The organism is Leifsonia sp. Leaf264, assembly GCF_001422325.1.
Lineage (GTDB): Bacteria > Actinomycetota > Actinomycetes > Actinomycetales > Microbacteriaceae > Orlajensenia.
Window position 1 is genome coordinate 1,007,891 of sequence record NZ_LMMR01000001.1, and the last position, 12,852, is coordinate 1,020,742.

14 protein-coding genes are annotated in these 12,852 nt (G+C 64.6%); 7 read left to right on the forward strand and 7 right to left on the reverse strand.

What is annotated here, in order from left to right:
• The first annotated feature begins 346 nt into the window (after positions 1 to 346).
• The 4 genes from ASF30_RS04755 (at position 347) to ASF30_RS04770 (ending at position 3,898) form a co-directional block, all read left to right on the forward strand.
• Positions 347 to 1,171 carry a helix-turn-helix domain-containing protein gene (locus ASF30_RS04755; RefSeq protein ID WP_055902089.1) on the forward strand — a complete coding sequence of 275 codons (825 nt, stop codon included), beginning with the start codon at positions 347 to 349 and terminating at the stop codon, positions 1,169 to 1,171.
• A 61-nt stretch (positions 1,172 to 1,232) separates the two neighbouring features.
• Positions 1,233 to 2,027, forward strand: coding sequence for an SDR family NAD(P)-dependent oxidoreductase (locus ASF30_RS04760; protein WP_055902094.1), 795 nt, complete (start codon positions 1,233 to 1,235; stop codon positions 2,025 to 2,027).
• A 28-nt stretch (positions 2,028 to 2,055) separates the two neighbouring features.
• Positions 2,056 to 2,850, forward strand: a complete 795-nt coding sequence (locus tag ASF30_RS04765) for an alpha/beta hydrolase (RefSeq protein WP_055902098.1) — start codon at positions 2,056 to 2,058, stop codon at positions 2,848 to 2,850.
• 259 nt (positions 2,851 to 3,109) lie between these two features.
• Positions 3,110 to 3,898: an alpha/beta fold hydrolase gene (locus tag ASF30_RS04770; protein WP_327063128.1), complete on the forward strand. Its 789-nt coding sequence runs from the start codon at positions 3,110 to 3,112 to the stop codon at positions 3,896 to 3,898.
• Positions 3,899 to 4,123: 225 nt separating this feature from the next.
• On the opposite strand, the gene ASF30_RS04775 is transcribed toward ASF30_RS04770, so the two are convergent.
• The gene (locus ASF30_RS04775) at positions 4,124 to 5,071 is read right to left on the reverse strand and encodes a DUF1214 domain-containing protein (protein WP_055902101.1); all 948 of its coding nucleotides are present in this window, start codon (positions 5,069 to 5,071) and stop codon (positions 4,124 to 4,126) included.
• Between the two features lie 395 nt (positions 5,072 to 5,466).
• Between ASF30_RS04775 and ASF30_RS04780 the strand changes: the two genes are divergently transcribed.
• The gene (locus ASF30_RS04780; RefSeq protein WP_055902104.1) at positions 5,467 to 7,827 is read left to right on the forward strand and encodes an arylsulfatase; all 2,361 of its coding nucleotides are present in this window, start codon (positions 5,467 to 5,469) and stop codon (positions 7,825 to 7,827) included.
• A 110-nt stretch (positions 7,828 to 7,937) separates the two neighbouring features.
• Here the strand turns inward: ASF30_RS04780 and ASF30_RS04785 are convergent, their stop codons facing one another.
• The 5 genes from ASF30_RS04785 to ASF30_RS04805 all read right to left on the reverse strand — a co-directional run bounded on the left by ASF30_RS04785 (position 7,938) and on the right by ASF30_RS04805 (position 10,126).
• Positions 7,938 to 8,399 (reverse strand): hypothetical protein, encoded by a 462-nt coding sequence (locus ASF30_RS04785; RefSeq protein WP_235480263.1) that lies wholly within the window; start codon positions 8,397 to 8,399, stop codon positions 7,938 to 7,940.
• 70 nt (positions 8,400 to 8,469) lie between these two features.
• Positions 8,470 to 8,751 (reverse strand): winged helix-turn-helix transcriptional regulator, encoded by a 282-nt coding sequence (locus tag ASF30_RS04790; protein WP_055902111.1) that lies wholly within the window; start codon positions 8,749 to 8,751, stop codon positions 8,470 to 8,472.
• Positions 8,748 to 9,152: a VOC family protein gene (locus ASF30_RS04795; RefSeq protein WP_055902114.1), complete on the reverse strand. Its 405-nt coding sequence runs from the start codon at positions 9,150 to 9,152 to the stop codon at positions 8,748 to 8,750. The genes ASF30_RS04790 and ASF30_RS04795 overlap by 4 nt, the downstream gene beginning before the upstream one ends.
• A 121-nt stretch (positions 9,153 to 9,273) precedes the next feature.
• Positions 9,274 to 9,513: a hypothetical protein gene (locus ASF30_RS23095; protein WP_200918418.1), complete on the reverse strand. Its 240-nt coding sequence runs from the start codon at positions 9,511 to 9,513 to the stop codon at positions 9,274 to 9,276.
• A gap of 199 nt (positions 9,514 to 9,712) precedes the next feature.
• Positions 9,713 to 10,126, reverse strand: a complete 414-nt coding sequence (locus ASF30_RS04805; protein WP_055902549.1) for a VOC family protein — start codon at positions 10,124 to 10,126, stop codon at positions 9,713 to 9,715.
• A 325-nt stretch (positions 10,127 to 10,451) separates the two neighbouring features.
• On the opposite strand from ASF30_RS04805, the gene ASF30_RS04810 reads away from it, so the two are divergent.
• Positions 10,452 to 11,165 (forward strand): hypothetical protein, encoded by a 714-nt coding sequence (locus tag ASF30_RS04810; RefSeq protein WP_157496974.1) that lies wholly within the window; start codon positions 10,452 to 10,454, stop codon positions 11,163 to 11,165.
• A gap of 17 nt (positions 11,166 to 11,182) precedes the next feature.
• On the opposite strand, the gene ASF30_RS04815 is transcribed toward ASF30_RS04810, so the two are convergent.
• A complete protein-coding gene (locus ASF30_RS04815; protein ID WP_055902119.1) occupies positions 11,183 to 11,572 on the reverse strand; it encodes an SHOCT domain-containing protein in 390 nt (129 codons plus the stop codon).
• 334 nt (positions 11,573 to 11,906) lie between these two features.
• Here ASF30_RS04815 and ASF30_RS04820 point away from each other — a divergent pair, with 334 nt between their 5' ends.
• Positions 11,907 to 12,779 carry a hypothetical protein gene (locus ASF30_RS04820; RefSeq protein WP_055902121.1) on the forward strand — a complete coding sequence of 291 codons (873 nt, stop codon included), beginning with the start codon at positions 11,907 to 11,909 and terminating at the stop codon, positions 12,777 to 12,779.
• Positions 12,780 to 12,852: the final 73 nt, after the last annotated feature.

The window sequence follows — 12,852 nt, forward strand, 5'->3', positions numbered from 1 at the left end:
GATCCCCTGCGACCGATGCAAGCTGGCGGCGGCCATCGATCGATCGAGTTTGCGGAGGTCTGCGCATCGCCGCGTTCTGTGCAGGATGACCCGGACTCGCCGACGGCAGGATCCACCGGTCAGGTCAACAATTCACTCGCTTCTGGTTATGCGTATCCAGTAGTTTGAGCTTCAATGCCGCCTGCGAAGGGCTTCCAGCGATGAAGTGGAGTGGGAATGTGCGTTGCGCCAAAGGTCTGGACCGGGTTTGTTGTCCTTGCCACCCCGGGGGCCCACGGGGATCCGCTTCCGGACAGACATCGGAGGACTAATCCTCTGCTGGCCATCGCCATTCATGCGTAGACCGATGGTATCCGGCACACCAATTCCTCATCCGCTCGGCGGCTACCTGAGAGCCCGACGCGAGCTCCTGAGCCCGGCAGACGTCGGGCTGCCTGACGGTCCGGGAATGCGCAGGGTGCTGGGCCTCCGTCGGTCCGAAGTTGCGGCCTTGGCGGGCATCAGCACTGAGTACTACGTCAAATTGGAACAGGGCCAGGAGGCCAACCCGACTGACCAAGTGCTCGACGCACTGTCACGGGCGTTGCAGCTCGATGCCACGGCGAACTCCTACCTGCACGCGCTCGCCCGTCTTGTCAGTCGGCCTGCCCAGCCGCTCACTACTCCTGTCCTCGAGCGCACCCGGTGGCTGATCGATTCGTGGCCGATGACCGCGGCGATGATCCTGGATCGCCATAACGACATCGTCGTGAGCAACTCCTTGATGGCCACCCTGGTCAACGGGTATCGGGAGGGCCACAACGCCCTCGCCGTGCTGTTGCTCGACCCTGAGGTCCGTGAGCTCTACGTCGATTGGGACGGGTTGAGTCGACGCTCGATCGGGCTGCTGCGGTCGAGAGTCGGCCTCGATCCAAATCATGCTCGCACCCAGGAGCTGATCGCCGAGTTGACCCAGCACAGTGAGCGGTTCCGCGAGCTGTGGCACCGCCACGACATCGAGGGGATGACCGAGGGCACCCATCCGATGAACCATCCCGTCGCCGGGTCGCTATCGCTCCACTACGCCCAATTCCCGCTCGCCGGCACGACCGATCACACGATCTTCGCCTACTACGCCGAACCGGGTACTCGGTCCGAGGCGGCACTTGCCGATCTGGCCGCAGGCAGGTAGCGGCAGTACTAGCCACATCCCGGGCACGCGCGGCGTGAACACCGAGCCCTAATCTCGCCCCATGGATCTCGGACTCACTGGCAAGACCGCTGTCGTGACCGGAGCGAGCAAGGGAATAGGACTCGCGATAACGCAGGCATTGGTCGCCGAAGGCGCGCGAGTCATCGCCGGCGCCCGGTCTTCATCTGCCGAACTCGACATGCTCATCGCGACGGGCGCGGTTCTGTTCGAGAGCGTCGATCTATCAGAAGCGGATGCTCCGGCGAGGCTCGTCGCGCGATCGGCTGACCTCGGCGGACTCGACATCCTGGTGAACAACGTCGGCGCGGTCACCCTGCGCTTCGACGGATTCCTGGCAATCACTGACGACGAGTGGTTCGACACCCTCAACCTGAGCTTTCTCGCCGCGGTGCGCACAACGCGCGCAGCGATACCTCTCCTCATCGAGCGTGGCGGCGGCAATGTGGTGACGATCGGGTCGGTCAACGCGTTCCTGCCCGACCCGCCCGTGGTCGACTACTCGGCGGCCAAGGCCGCGGTGTGGAACCTGTCGAAGTCGCTCTCCAAGGAGTTCGGCGCCCAGAACCTCCGGTTCAACACCATCAGCCCCGGGCCGGTGGCCACCCAGCTCTGGCTCGGTGAGAACGGCGTTGCGGCCACGGCTGCGCGCAGCATGGGCGTCGACTTCGAGACCGCTCGCGACCGCGTGGTCGCGAGCCAGGGCGGGTTCTCCACGGGCAGGTTCACCCAGCCGTCCGAGGTCGCCGACCTCGCCATCATCCTCGCCAGCAACCGCGCCGGCAACGTCACAGGGGCGGACTTCCTCATCGATGGCGGACTCATCAAGACCCTCTGATCCACCCGCACACAACCTAGGAGCACGCATGAGCAAGAACGTCGTCTTCATCCACGGACTCTGGATCCATTCCAGCGCGTGGCGACCCTGGCAGGATCTGTTCGAACAACAGGGCTACACGACCTCGGCTCCAGGCTGGCCCGGCGATCTGGACACCGTCGAAGCGACCCGGGCGACCCCGGAAGGGCTCAACAACCAGGGCATTTCCGAGATCTGCCACTACTACGCCGAGACCATCGCTCAGCTCGATGAGAAGCCGATCGTCGTCGGGCACTCCTTCGGCGGCCTGATCGCCCAGGAACTGCTCGCGAACGACCTGGTCGCCGCCGCCGTGGCGATCGACCCCGCTCCGATCAAGGGCGTCAAGGTGCTGCCGTTCGCGCAGCTGAAATCCGGTTTTCCGGTGCTCGGCAACCCCGGCAACAAGTCGCGTACCGTCGCTCTGAACGAGAAGCAGTTCAAGTACGCCTTCGGCAATGCGATCAGCGATGAGGAATCGGATGCCCTGCACGCTGCCTGGACGATCCCCGGCCCGGGCCGCCCGCTGTTCGAGGACGCGACCGCGAACTTCGTGCGCAACTCGCCCGCAGCAGTGGACACCCACACCGCCGTGCGTGGACCGCTTCTGCTGACCTCGGGCACAGAAGACCACACCGTGCCGAAGGTCGTGACCGCCGCTGTCGCGAAGCTCTACGCCGACAACACCGCTTCAGTGACGGAGTACCACGAGTACGAGGGCAAGGGGCACTCGCTCACCCTCGACGCCGGATGGAAAGACGTCGCTGACGACGTTCTCGTTTGGTTGGCGTCCAAGGGGTTCTGAGGTCACCACCGTCGCCCCGAATTGTTCATGTGCGAATGCCCTCCCGGCATTGGCTTCACAACCATCGGGAAGCTTCCCGCTGCCCGCGTCACTCTGAGGAGAACCAAATGAACGTCGACATCAACGACCTGAAAGTCGCATCTCGCTACGGCACATACGCCGAGGACTCAAAGCCGGTGCTCTCATGATCCGCTCGCTCCCGCGGCGAGCGGGGATGCGAGCGCTTGGCATCTTCGCAGCGTTCGCGTTGGCTCTCACCGTGCTGCTTCCACACCAGGCGGCCCAAGCCGCCGCGCCCAGCGCACCCGCACAACCCGCCAAGCCCACGATCGTGCTCGTTCACGGCGCGTGGGCTGACAGTTCGAGTTGGACGCCGGTGACGCTTGCGCTGCAGACCGCGGGCTACACGGTGCTCGTCCCGCCTAACCCGCTCAGAGGCCTGTCGAGCGATTCCGCGTACCTCAGCGCCTACCTCCAGCAGGCCACGACTGGGCCAGTCGTACTGGTCGGGCACTCCTACGGCGGCGCTGTGATCAGCAACGCAGCGCTCTCGGACCCGGACGTCGCCGGCCTCGTCTACGTCGATGCATTCGTGCCCGATGTCGGTGAGAGCGTGGGACAGATCGTGGGCGGTTCGTCGTCTGCCCTCAACGCGGCGGATCCGACCACCGTCTTCAATTTCGTCGCCTACCCCGGCGCACCGACGGGCGACCTCGATGCCTACCTGAAGCCGGCCGCCTTCGAGCAACTCTTCGCCGGTGACCTCTCCAAGCCGGTGGCGCGTGCGCTCGGCGCCGGCCAGAAGCCGATCACTCTCAGCGCCCTGGGTGAGCCGGCAACCAGTGCAGCGTGGAAGACCCTCCCGAGCTGGTACGTGCTCGGTAAGTCGGACCTCGTACTGCCGCCGGCGACACAGCTCCAGCAGGCATCGCGAGCCGGGTCCAAAGTGACTTCGGTGGAATCGTCCCATCTGGCCATGATCTCCAAGCCTCTCGTGGTCACCTCTGTGATCATCGCGGCCGCGAAGGCTGTGGCGGCGAAGCACTGATCCGACGAGGTCAGGGGCGGTGCGATTTTCCGGGTCGCCCCTGACCGCTGGATCCATGACGCAACACTCGACCCTTTGTTTGGCGGGAACGAGCTGTGCGCCTCCCTGAAGCAGACCGGCGACAGCGGCTTCTCCGCCAGAAACTGAGTTCAAGACTCAGCTCGCCCGAAGGGCGGTCCTTCATCGGACGTGCGAGCGGATCGGCCCGCGGGCGGGCGCTTGGCGTTACCCGACCGAGTCGCTGACGGGTGGGAATGTCCAGGTCCCGTCGAGGATCTCCTTGCGTGGGCGGTACATGCGAACGGCGTAGTTCCAGCCGTCCATGATCGGGATCGTGTTGGGCAGGTTTCCGTTGCCGAATCTGATCGTGGTGGAGCCATCGTCGTTCTTCGCCGCGGTCACGCTGTTGATGCTGTAAACGCCCTTCTCGTTCTTCTCGAAGAAGCCGGCTTTGTTGTAGACCGAGATGGACCAGAACGCGTCCACGGGCACATCGCCGACGGTCAGTTCGTAGGTGCCGACCGGCAGGTTCGGTTCGATCGTCGCGTATCTTGCTTCCTCGTCAGGGAGGCCGCCCCACCCGTTCGCTGTCGCGATCAGGTGCAGCACCGGGTCGACCTCGTCGCGCTTTCCAAAGCCATGGGCGAACTTCGTCAGGTGACGGGAGAGCGTCAGCAGTGCGTCGCGGACGGTGTCGAACGAGTCCTTGTCGTACACGGGCATCGAGAAGTCCTCCGTAGAGGACGTTTCGATCTTCAGCCCGTCCTGCAGGGCGTTGACCGCGGCAACGTCGGCCGGATCCGCCGGGTCGATCAGGATGCGGGATGCCACGAGTACCCATGGGGTGTCGAACTCGCTCGTCGTGAGGTCGTACGTGCCTCCGGAATGGAACACCCGGTTGATGTAGTGGTCTTCATTGACCACCATCACGGACATGTAGCGGTCGCCCGCATCCGGCAGTGTGAGGGTTGCACCGTCGCGGAGGTCCACGATCGCGAGACTGTAGAGCGTGTCGCGGTTCTGCCGGATCACCCGCTGGTCGTCGATCGAGCCCGGCTCGCGATCGTGATGCCAGCGGTTCGTTCCGCCTGCCCTCTCGGCCAAGCTCGCGAACATGCGGTCCGTCTCCGCGCGCGGGAAGTTCTCCACAGTCACAGCAATCGCATCAGCCATCAGCTCTCCGTCCCACCCACATCATGCCCACAACCACTCATGCCGCGCCAGACACGCGGGCGTAACTCGGACCGCTCAATGACCGCAAGCCGGTCCCTCACCGGACGTCCGGAAGCCGATCCGCCAACGGGCGACCGACGTTGGCATGCTCACCCGCATCGTGACTTGCACATCAGATCGACGGTTCTGTGGCAGCCTTCACCGTCTTCATCGTTGCCGTGCTGGTTGCCCTGAAGACACAACCCGATCAGCGCTTCCTGCCGAACGTGGGCGAATGGCTTGTGACCGACCCGGGCTTCGCACTGCGCAACTGTTTACCTTCCGCCTCTGGTTCACGGAGCGACTCGTGCATAGGGTGAGGGGAATCGTGCGTGTTGAGAGAAGAGAGTGCCTCGATGACTGATGTGCCCCGCCAGGTCCTGCCGATTCCGGATGTCAGGCCGGTGAGTCTCACCACCTATACGACGAAGGATCCCGACACGAAGTTCCCACCGATCACACCCCTGCGTCCGCCCGCCGGCGCTCCGAACGTGCTCGTGATCCTGCTGGACGACGTCGGCTTCGGCGCATCGAGCGCTTTCGGCGGTCCCTGCGCAACGCCGACAGCGGAGCGGCTGGCGGCATCCGGGCTCAAGTACAACCGGTTCCACACCACAGCCCTGTGTTCGCCTACACGGGCCGCGCTTCTCTCGGGTCGGAATCACCACGCTGTGGGCATGGGTGCGATCACCGAGATGGCCACTTCGGCCCCGGGCTACAACTCTCTTCGCCCGAACACATGCGCCCCTCTCGCGGAGATCCTGAGACTGAACGGCTACTCGACAGCCCAGATCGGCAAGTGCCACGAGGTTCCGGTCTTCGAGTCGAGCCCGATCGGTCCATTCGATCACTGGCCGCATCCGGGTGGAGGCTTCGAGTACTTCTACGGCTTCATCGGTGGTGAGAACAACCAGTGGTATCCCGCGCTGTACGAGCAGACGACGCCGGTCGAACCCTGGGGAACGCCGGAGGAGGGCTACCACCTGATGGGGGACCTGGCCGATCACACCATCTCGTGGATCAGGCAGCAGAAGTCGATGGCGCCCGACAAACCGTTCTTCACTTACCTCGCGCCGGGTGCGACGCACGCGCCGCACCACGTTCCCGAGGAGTGGATCGCCAAGTACAAGGGTCGCTTCGACGCCGGATGGGACGCCCTGCGCGACGAGATGTTCGCCCGCCAGAAGGCTCTCGGCGTGATCCCCGAGGACACCGTGCTCACGGCCCGCCCAGGCGAGATCCCGGCCTGGGACGACCAGCCCGAGGAGCTGAAGCCCGTGCTCGCTCGGCAGATGGAGGTCTACGCGGCCTTCCTCGAATACGCCGACCACCACGTCGGACGGGTCATCGACTCGCTCGATGATCTCGGCATCCTCGACGACACCCTCGTGTACTACATCATCGGCGACAACGGCGCATCGGGCGAGGGCACGTTGATCGGTACGACCAACGAGATCATGGTCTCCGAGGCCCCCGACCTCTCGACGCCCGAGTGGCTCATCGACCGGATCGACGACCTCGGCAGCCCCCGCGCCTACAACCACTACGCCGTGGGCTGGGCGCACGCCATGGACACGCCCTACCAGTGGACCAAGCAGATCGCCTCGCACTTCGGCGGCACCCGCAACGGCACCATCGTGCACTGGCCGAGCCGGATCGAGTCGGCCGGCGAGGTGCGCGAGCAGTTCCACCACGTGATCGACGTGGTCCCGACGGTGCTCGAGGCCGCCGGCATCCCGTTCCCGACGGCGGTCAACGGCGTTCAGCAGGAGCCGCTGCACGGGGTGAGCATGGCCTACAGCTTCGACGATGAGAAGGCCGCCGAGCGGCACGAGACCCAGTACTTCGAGATGATGTGCAACCGCGGCATCTACCACAAGGGCTGGACCGCGGTCACGAAGCACGCGACGCCGTGGGAGTTCTCCGGGCGCAGTGAAGACGTCGACGCCGATGTGTGGGAGTTGTACGACACCAACGTCGACTGGTCGCAGTCGAACGACCTCGCCGCCGAGATGCCCGACAAGCTCAAGTCCCTGCAGCGCCTCTTCGAGCTCGAGGCCGGCAAGTACAACGTGTTCCCGCTCGAGCCGCGATTCGCCGAACGATTCAACGCGGATCTCGCCGGCCGACCGAACCCAGTGGTCGGCAACACCCAGATGCTGTTCGGCGGGATGCGCCGCCTGCAGGAGAACGTGGTCATCAACATCCGCAACAAGTCTCACGCGGTGACGGCCGAGATCACGGTTCCGGATGCCGGAGCATCCGGTGTCATCATCGCCCAGGGTGGCAGCACCGGTGGCTGGTCGCTGTACGCACTAGACGGGAAGCTGCGGTACGCCTACAACTTCACCGGGGCGCGCTACTACTACGTCGGCGCCGAAGCCGATCTGCCGGCAGGCACGCACCAGGTTCGCATGGAGTTCGCCTACGACGGCGGCGGTATTGGCAAGGGCGGAGACGTCACCCTCTACGTCGATGGCGCGCCGGTCGGATCCGGGCGAGTCGAGCGCACGCACTGGGGCATCTTCTCCATGGACGAGACGACCGAGGTCGGCAGCGATGCAGGAGCGCCCGTCTCGGAGGAGTACGGGCCGTCGGGCAACGACTTCGCAGGCAAGGTGGCATGGGTCCAGCTGGACATTGATGAGGCTGCCGAGGACCTCGACCACCTCATCTCACCCGAGGAGCGATTCCGCGTCGCCATGGCAAAACAGTAGGGGTTCGGCCCTCATGGGCGGTCCGCGCGGTCATACAACCGTGCGCCCAGCGCGCGCCTCGAAGTCAGTCTGAGTGAACCACTAGCATCGCCGGGTCCTGGGTCTCGCTATCAACCCGAAAGAGTCGCGTCTCGCTGCCATTCGGATGGCTCCACGAGGACGTTGACTCCTACGAGCTGCTCATCGTCCTTCGCGACCGCGCCGTCGGGCACGAGTTTGAACGTGGTGTCATCCTGAAGGCTGACCGCGAGGCTGGGGCCGCCGCGACCCACCAGCCAGCTGTCATTGTTCTCCGGGCTCGTGTTGACGAGGAGGCAATGCGAGCGCCCGTCGACAGAGCTGCCGATGAAGATCGGCAGCTCGTCGAACTCCCCGACGAACCGGGTGGATTCTTCTTTCACGCCGTCCAGCACTCGTGGTGGAACGACGCCGACGAGCTGATCCGCGTCTGTTTGGGCTCGCTCCAGATCCGAGTAGCTCGAACCCCCGCTGCTCACACACCCGGCCAAGGTGAAGACGCACCCCAGCATCACTCCGATAAGGAGTGGTATTCGAGCTGCAACCCGCATCATCGGCCGACCATATCGCCTGGCACGCGGGCTACAAGTGAGTCGACGGGGCGATTCGACGATCTCGGCGTACCTAGCCCTGATCAGCGGCCCATTGTCCGAGCGCGATGATCGCCGGGCGCAGGGCGAGCCCGCGATCGGTCAGCGCGTAGGCACGGGTGTTGTGCCGGAGGGGCAGACGGTGCAGCACGCCAGCCGCTTCGAGCTCACGCAACCGGGTCGCGAGCATGTTCGTCCCCATCCCGAGGTCGCGCTGCAGGTCGCCGTATCGTTGCGGCCCGTCGAGCAGCCGCTCCACGATGAGCAGGGCCCACCGTGCTCCGACGATGTCGAGGGCTGCGGCGAGGTCGCTCACGCGATCGGATCGGCGTCCGGCTTCATCCAGAACGGCGAGTAGTGGTAGCCGTCAGGGTCATCGAACTGGCGCTGGTACATGAAGGGGTAGTCATCGATGTCACCGACACGACCGCCGGCAGCGCCGGCGCGTTCGACGAGTTCATCGACAGCCTCCCGGCTGCCGAGGTCGAACGAGACCGTCACTTTCGAGGGGGTGTCGGGCCCGCCGACCAACTCCTCGGTAGCGCCGACGCTCGCGTACATCTCGCGGCTGCCGAGCATGACGTACTGTTCGGGCGCAATCGCGAAGCACGACACGTTGTGATCTGACATCTCGGCGTTCAGAGTCCAACCGAGGGCGGTGTAGAAGGCAGTCGCGCGCTCGACATTCTCGACAGGGCAGGTGATGAAAAGGCTCATGCAGCCAACACTTCCAAAATGAAAGTGTGATGTCAAGACCTCGGCCACATCCGTGGTCAGCATCCAGGGTCGTCGTTGATTCACGCGAGAACTGCCGCCCGGCATGACGACTGGCCGTGCCTCAACGCACCCACCGTGTGACGGCGTCGACGATGTCAGAGGGATCCCGGTTGAAGGCGATGGGTGCACCGGGAGCGTGTTGCCGGATGAGGTTGACGGTCACCTCGAACACCTCGAGCAGTTCTTCAGCTTTTCGGATGCCTCCCCCGACGACGACGCAGTCCCAGGCGTGGGCGCTCAACGCAGCAGTGACCACCGCTGGAATGTCATCGCCGTCGAGCCCGAGGAGACAGTTCTGCACCTCGAGGCCTACTTCGGCGTATCGCGAGGTGGACCTCTCGATCGCTTCGGCTACGGGTCTGGGGTCCCAGGGACCGGGAACCCGATACGGGTCTAGCCCGATCACCAGAATCCGCGGTGTCGCGGCATCCATGATCCCGAGCGTAGTCGCCGCTCGTCGGCGGTCGCTCAGCGCGGCTGATGGTGCACGCCGCACGTCCTCAGCCGGCGGGAGCGGCATCCTTCGGGGGATTGAAGACGAATTCGATGCGGATGCCGTTCTCGTCCTCGAGGAACGACGCATAATAGCGGTCGTTGAACCGCGGGTAGAGCTTCGGGTCTCGCACGACCGTCCAACCGGCGTCCACCGCAGCCGCATGCAACCCGTCGACGTCGTCGCGCGAATCGACCGAAAAAGCCAGGTGCTGCCACCCGACGCGTCCGTGGACGTGCGGGCCGGAGCCGGTCTCGCGCGCCTGGAAGATGATGAACTCGACCTCGCCCTCGCGATACCAGGAAACCGATCCGTCGCCGTCCGTGCGCTCGAATCCGAGCCCCGCCATGATGGGGCCGAATTGAGCGATGGAGCGGTCGAGGTTCTCGACGGAAATTCCGAGGTGATCGAACACAGGCATGCTGCCAGTCTTACGGACCGACCCGCGCACGCGCACGGGCGCGCCGATCCTCCCCCAGCTCGCCGATGCTCCGACTCTCGCAGGAGTAGCCCGGCCCAACATCGTCCGCAAGCGGATCGGATCGCTCATCTCCTTGGTGGTGGATGATGAACGGGTGGAAGAGCGCCGTCGAGGAGGCAGAACAGCGCCGAGTGATCGCCGCGGTGATCAGCTTGCTGGGGCGCGGCTTGAGGCGAGCAGACGGCGGCCGGCGGATCTCCTCGTGCAGTGGACGAGTGATCCAACTGTGCGTCCGAGTGCAGTCGATCTGCGAACGAGTGTGGCGTTGGACGTGCTCGCGCTCAACGCCGCGCATGACTACGAGGCGTTGCTGTTGTCACCGGTCGCGCCGATAGGCGTGACCTCGGTGCTTGCGCCCACGTCTCAGGACCGCGTCTTATCGACTATTCGCGGCACCGAGGTCGTTTCGGACGCGACGAACGTGCTCGCGCTGGAGTGCGCGCTGCGGCTCCGCCGTGACTCGGCTGCGCATGTTCGCCTGTGCACGGTTCATCAGTTGCTTCGGATGCAGCCGACCACTACCGACAGCGGACGTTCGAAGCATTTCCGGCTGTTGATGCTCGCCGACGCAGGCGCGGGACTGCCTGAGGACGGCTTCGAAGTCACCGCCGTCATCGCTCACCTCAGCGTTTATCGGCGACTGCTCGACGCCGCAGCGCAGTCACACGGGCTCGCGTGGGAGCGTCCCGCTCTGATCCTTCGTACGAACGACGCACTTCCCGCGATCAGCACACGCCTCCGCGTTGCGATCTGCGCATCCTTCCCAGACGTCGCTATTCGAGAGGAGCACTTGGACTCGACCTATTACCAGGGCCTCCGCATCGGGTACGGCGTCCACGACAGTGACGGGGTGTTTCACGAGATCGTGGATCTAGGAGTCTTCGACTGGGTGGCGCAGCTGACCAGCAACCGACGTCATCGATTGGTCGCAAGCGCGATCGGCCTGCAACTCCTTCCGCTACTCCTCAGCGGATCCTGAACAACGATCGGTCAGCGCTACGCGAGGGCTTTCGACTTCAGGACATCGAACTCGGCCTGTGTGATGGCTCCCGAGTCCAGCAGCGACTTGGCCGAGGCGATCTGTTCAGTCGCTGACGTCGAGGAGGACTGGGCGACGGACTGGATGTATTCAGCCTGCCTCGCTTGCATGGCCTTCGCCTGTTCCAGCTGGCGCTCCTGCATGCCGCTGCCGCGCGCGATCACGTAGACCAGGATGCCCAGCCACGGAATGAGGATCACGAAGATGATCCAGAGGGTCTTCCCGCCCCCTCCGAGGTCGCTGCTTCGGAAGATGTCGCCGATCACCCAGAACAGGCACATGAACCAGGCGAAGAACAGGAAGAACTCGAAGAGTGCGAGCAGGAACGACCCATTGTCGTTGAACATATGATTTCCCTTTCGGCTGGAGCTTGTCGGACGTCGTCGCAACCAGCGGTGGAAGGGTCGGAACCTGGTTTCGACCAGTCATTTCAACGCACGGCGATTCACGGAGGCTACCAGCGCACGAAACCTGCCGAATCATACGTTCTGGATGACTCCGAGCAGCCCCGGGAAGCCAACGAAGCTCCAGCAGGTGAGGTCCGCCGTCACCTCGGGGTGACGGCGATCCTCTCAGGTCCGCTGCCTGTGACCGATGGAGGATCCGTTTCGTCCCTCACCGTGGCGGTGACCGGGCATTGCAATGCCCGGCGCAGAGCCTCAGCGGCACCAGAATGATTCCATGCGACGCTCCCCCGCCGTCTTCTTGATCGCCCTCGTTGCTCTGCTGGCGGGCTGCGCGGCGCCGAATTCATTGTCCGACCCGGCGCCGAGCGGCATACCCACCCCGTCGACCACCGAGTCGTTCGGAACGCCTGACGGGGACGACGATCTGGTCATCAGGTACAACGACACCGAACTTCACATCGCTTCAATGGATGCCGCTGTGAACCTCGATCCGATTACCGACGACCTGCCATCCATCGTCGCCGACGATCTGTATGTCTTCGTGCGACCGGCAGGCTGGACCCTGTCCGCGATGCAGTTCACTGGCGAGCCGTACGAATGCGACGAGCGATCCCTTGAGCCGGCGCAGGATGACATCGGTGGCGGCTGGTGGGCCATCCGCCCAGTAGGACCGGCCGGCACCTACACACTTCAGCTCAGCGCGGGCAGCGGTCCGGGTCTGCCGCTCGGCGGTGAGGTGGGCGCGGCGGGTGCATACGTCACGCTGCAGACAGTGACGGATCGCCCCCTGCCTCCGGCTGTTGCGTCGATCGATGTGGTCGCGGTCGAGAACGAACCCGCCTCGGTCAGCCTCACGATCACCGGCCTCTCTGATTCACCTGATTCGGTGTCGGCGAGAGTGGTGCTCACCGGTTCCGGCGAGCAACCGGTCGCTTCCACGCCCTCACAGCGGGATGGGGAGTGCGCAATAACGGGGGACGTGTCTCTCTACTCCGAACTCACCGACGACGAGACCAGCTCGCTGGGCGAAGCGCCCTATCGATACGACATCGACCTCGTGCTTGACGGAGCCACCTATACAGCGACCGGCACGACCCCGGAAGGCAGCGCGCTCGGCACGCTTTCGTTCACCCCCGCACTGCCGTAGGGGCCACATGGCGATGCCGGACAACTACAACGCCGCCAGGCACGGCGCGTTTCAAGCGCGGAGGCCGCCGACA

What these genes read in the sequence shown, in the direction of transcription:
- ASF30_RS04755 (WP_055902089.1), top strand. Translation starts at nt 347, where the DNA reads ATGGTATCCGGCACACCAATTCCTCATCCGCTCGGCGGCTACCTGAGA.
- ASF30_RS04760 (WP_055902094.1), top strand. Translation starts at nt 1,233, where the DNA reads ATGGATCTCGGACTCACTGGCAAGACCGCTGTCGTGACCGGAGCGAGC.
- ASF30_RS04765 (WP_055902098.1), top strand. Translation starts at nt 2,056, where the DNA reads ATGAGCAAGAACGTCGTCTTCATCCACGGACTCTGGATCCATTCCAGC.
- ASF30_RS04775 (WP_055902101.1), bottom strand. Translation starts at nt 5,071, where the DNA reads ATGGCTGATGCGATTGCTGTGACTGTGGAGAACTTCCCGCGCGCGGAG.
- ASF30_RS04780 (WP_055902104.1), top strand. Translation starts at nt 5,467, where the DNA reads ATGACTGATGTGCCCCGCCAGGTCCTGCCGATTCCGGATGTCAGGCCG.
- ASF30_RS04785 (WP_235480263.1), bottom strand. Translation starts at nt 8,399, where the DNA reads ATGATGCGGGTTGCAGCTCGAATACCACTCCTTATCGGAGTGATGCTG.
- ASF30_RS04795 (WP_055902114.1), bottom strand. Translation starts at nt 9,152, where the DNA reads ATGAGCCTTTTCATCACCTGCCCTGTCGAGAATGTCGAGCGCGCGACT.
- ASF30_RS04805 (WP_055902549.1), bottom strand. Translation starts at nt 10,126, where the DNA reads ATGCCTGTGTTCGATCACCTCGGAATTTCCGTCGAGAACCTCGACCGC.
- ASF30_RS04815 (WP_055902119.1), bottom strand. Translation starts at nt 11,572, where the DNA reads ATGTTCAACGACAATGGGTCGTTCCTGCTCGCACTCTTCGAGTTCTTC.
- ASF30_RS04820 (WP_055902121.1), top strand. Translation starts at nt 11,907, where the DNA reads ATGCGACGCTCCCCCGCCGTCTTCTTGATCGCCCTCGTTGCTCTGCTG.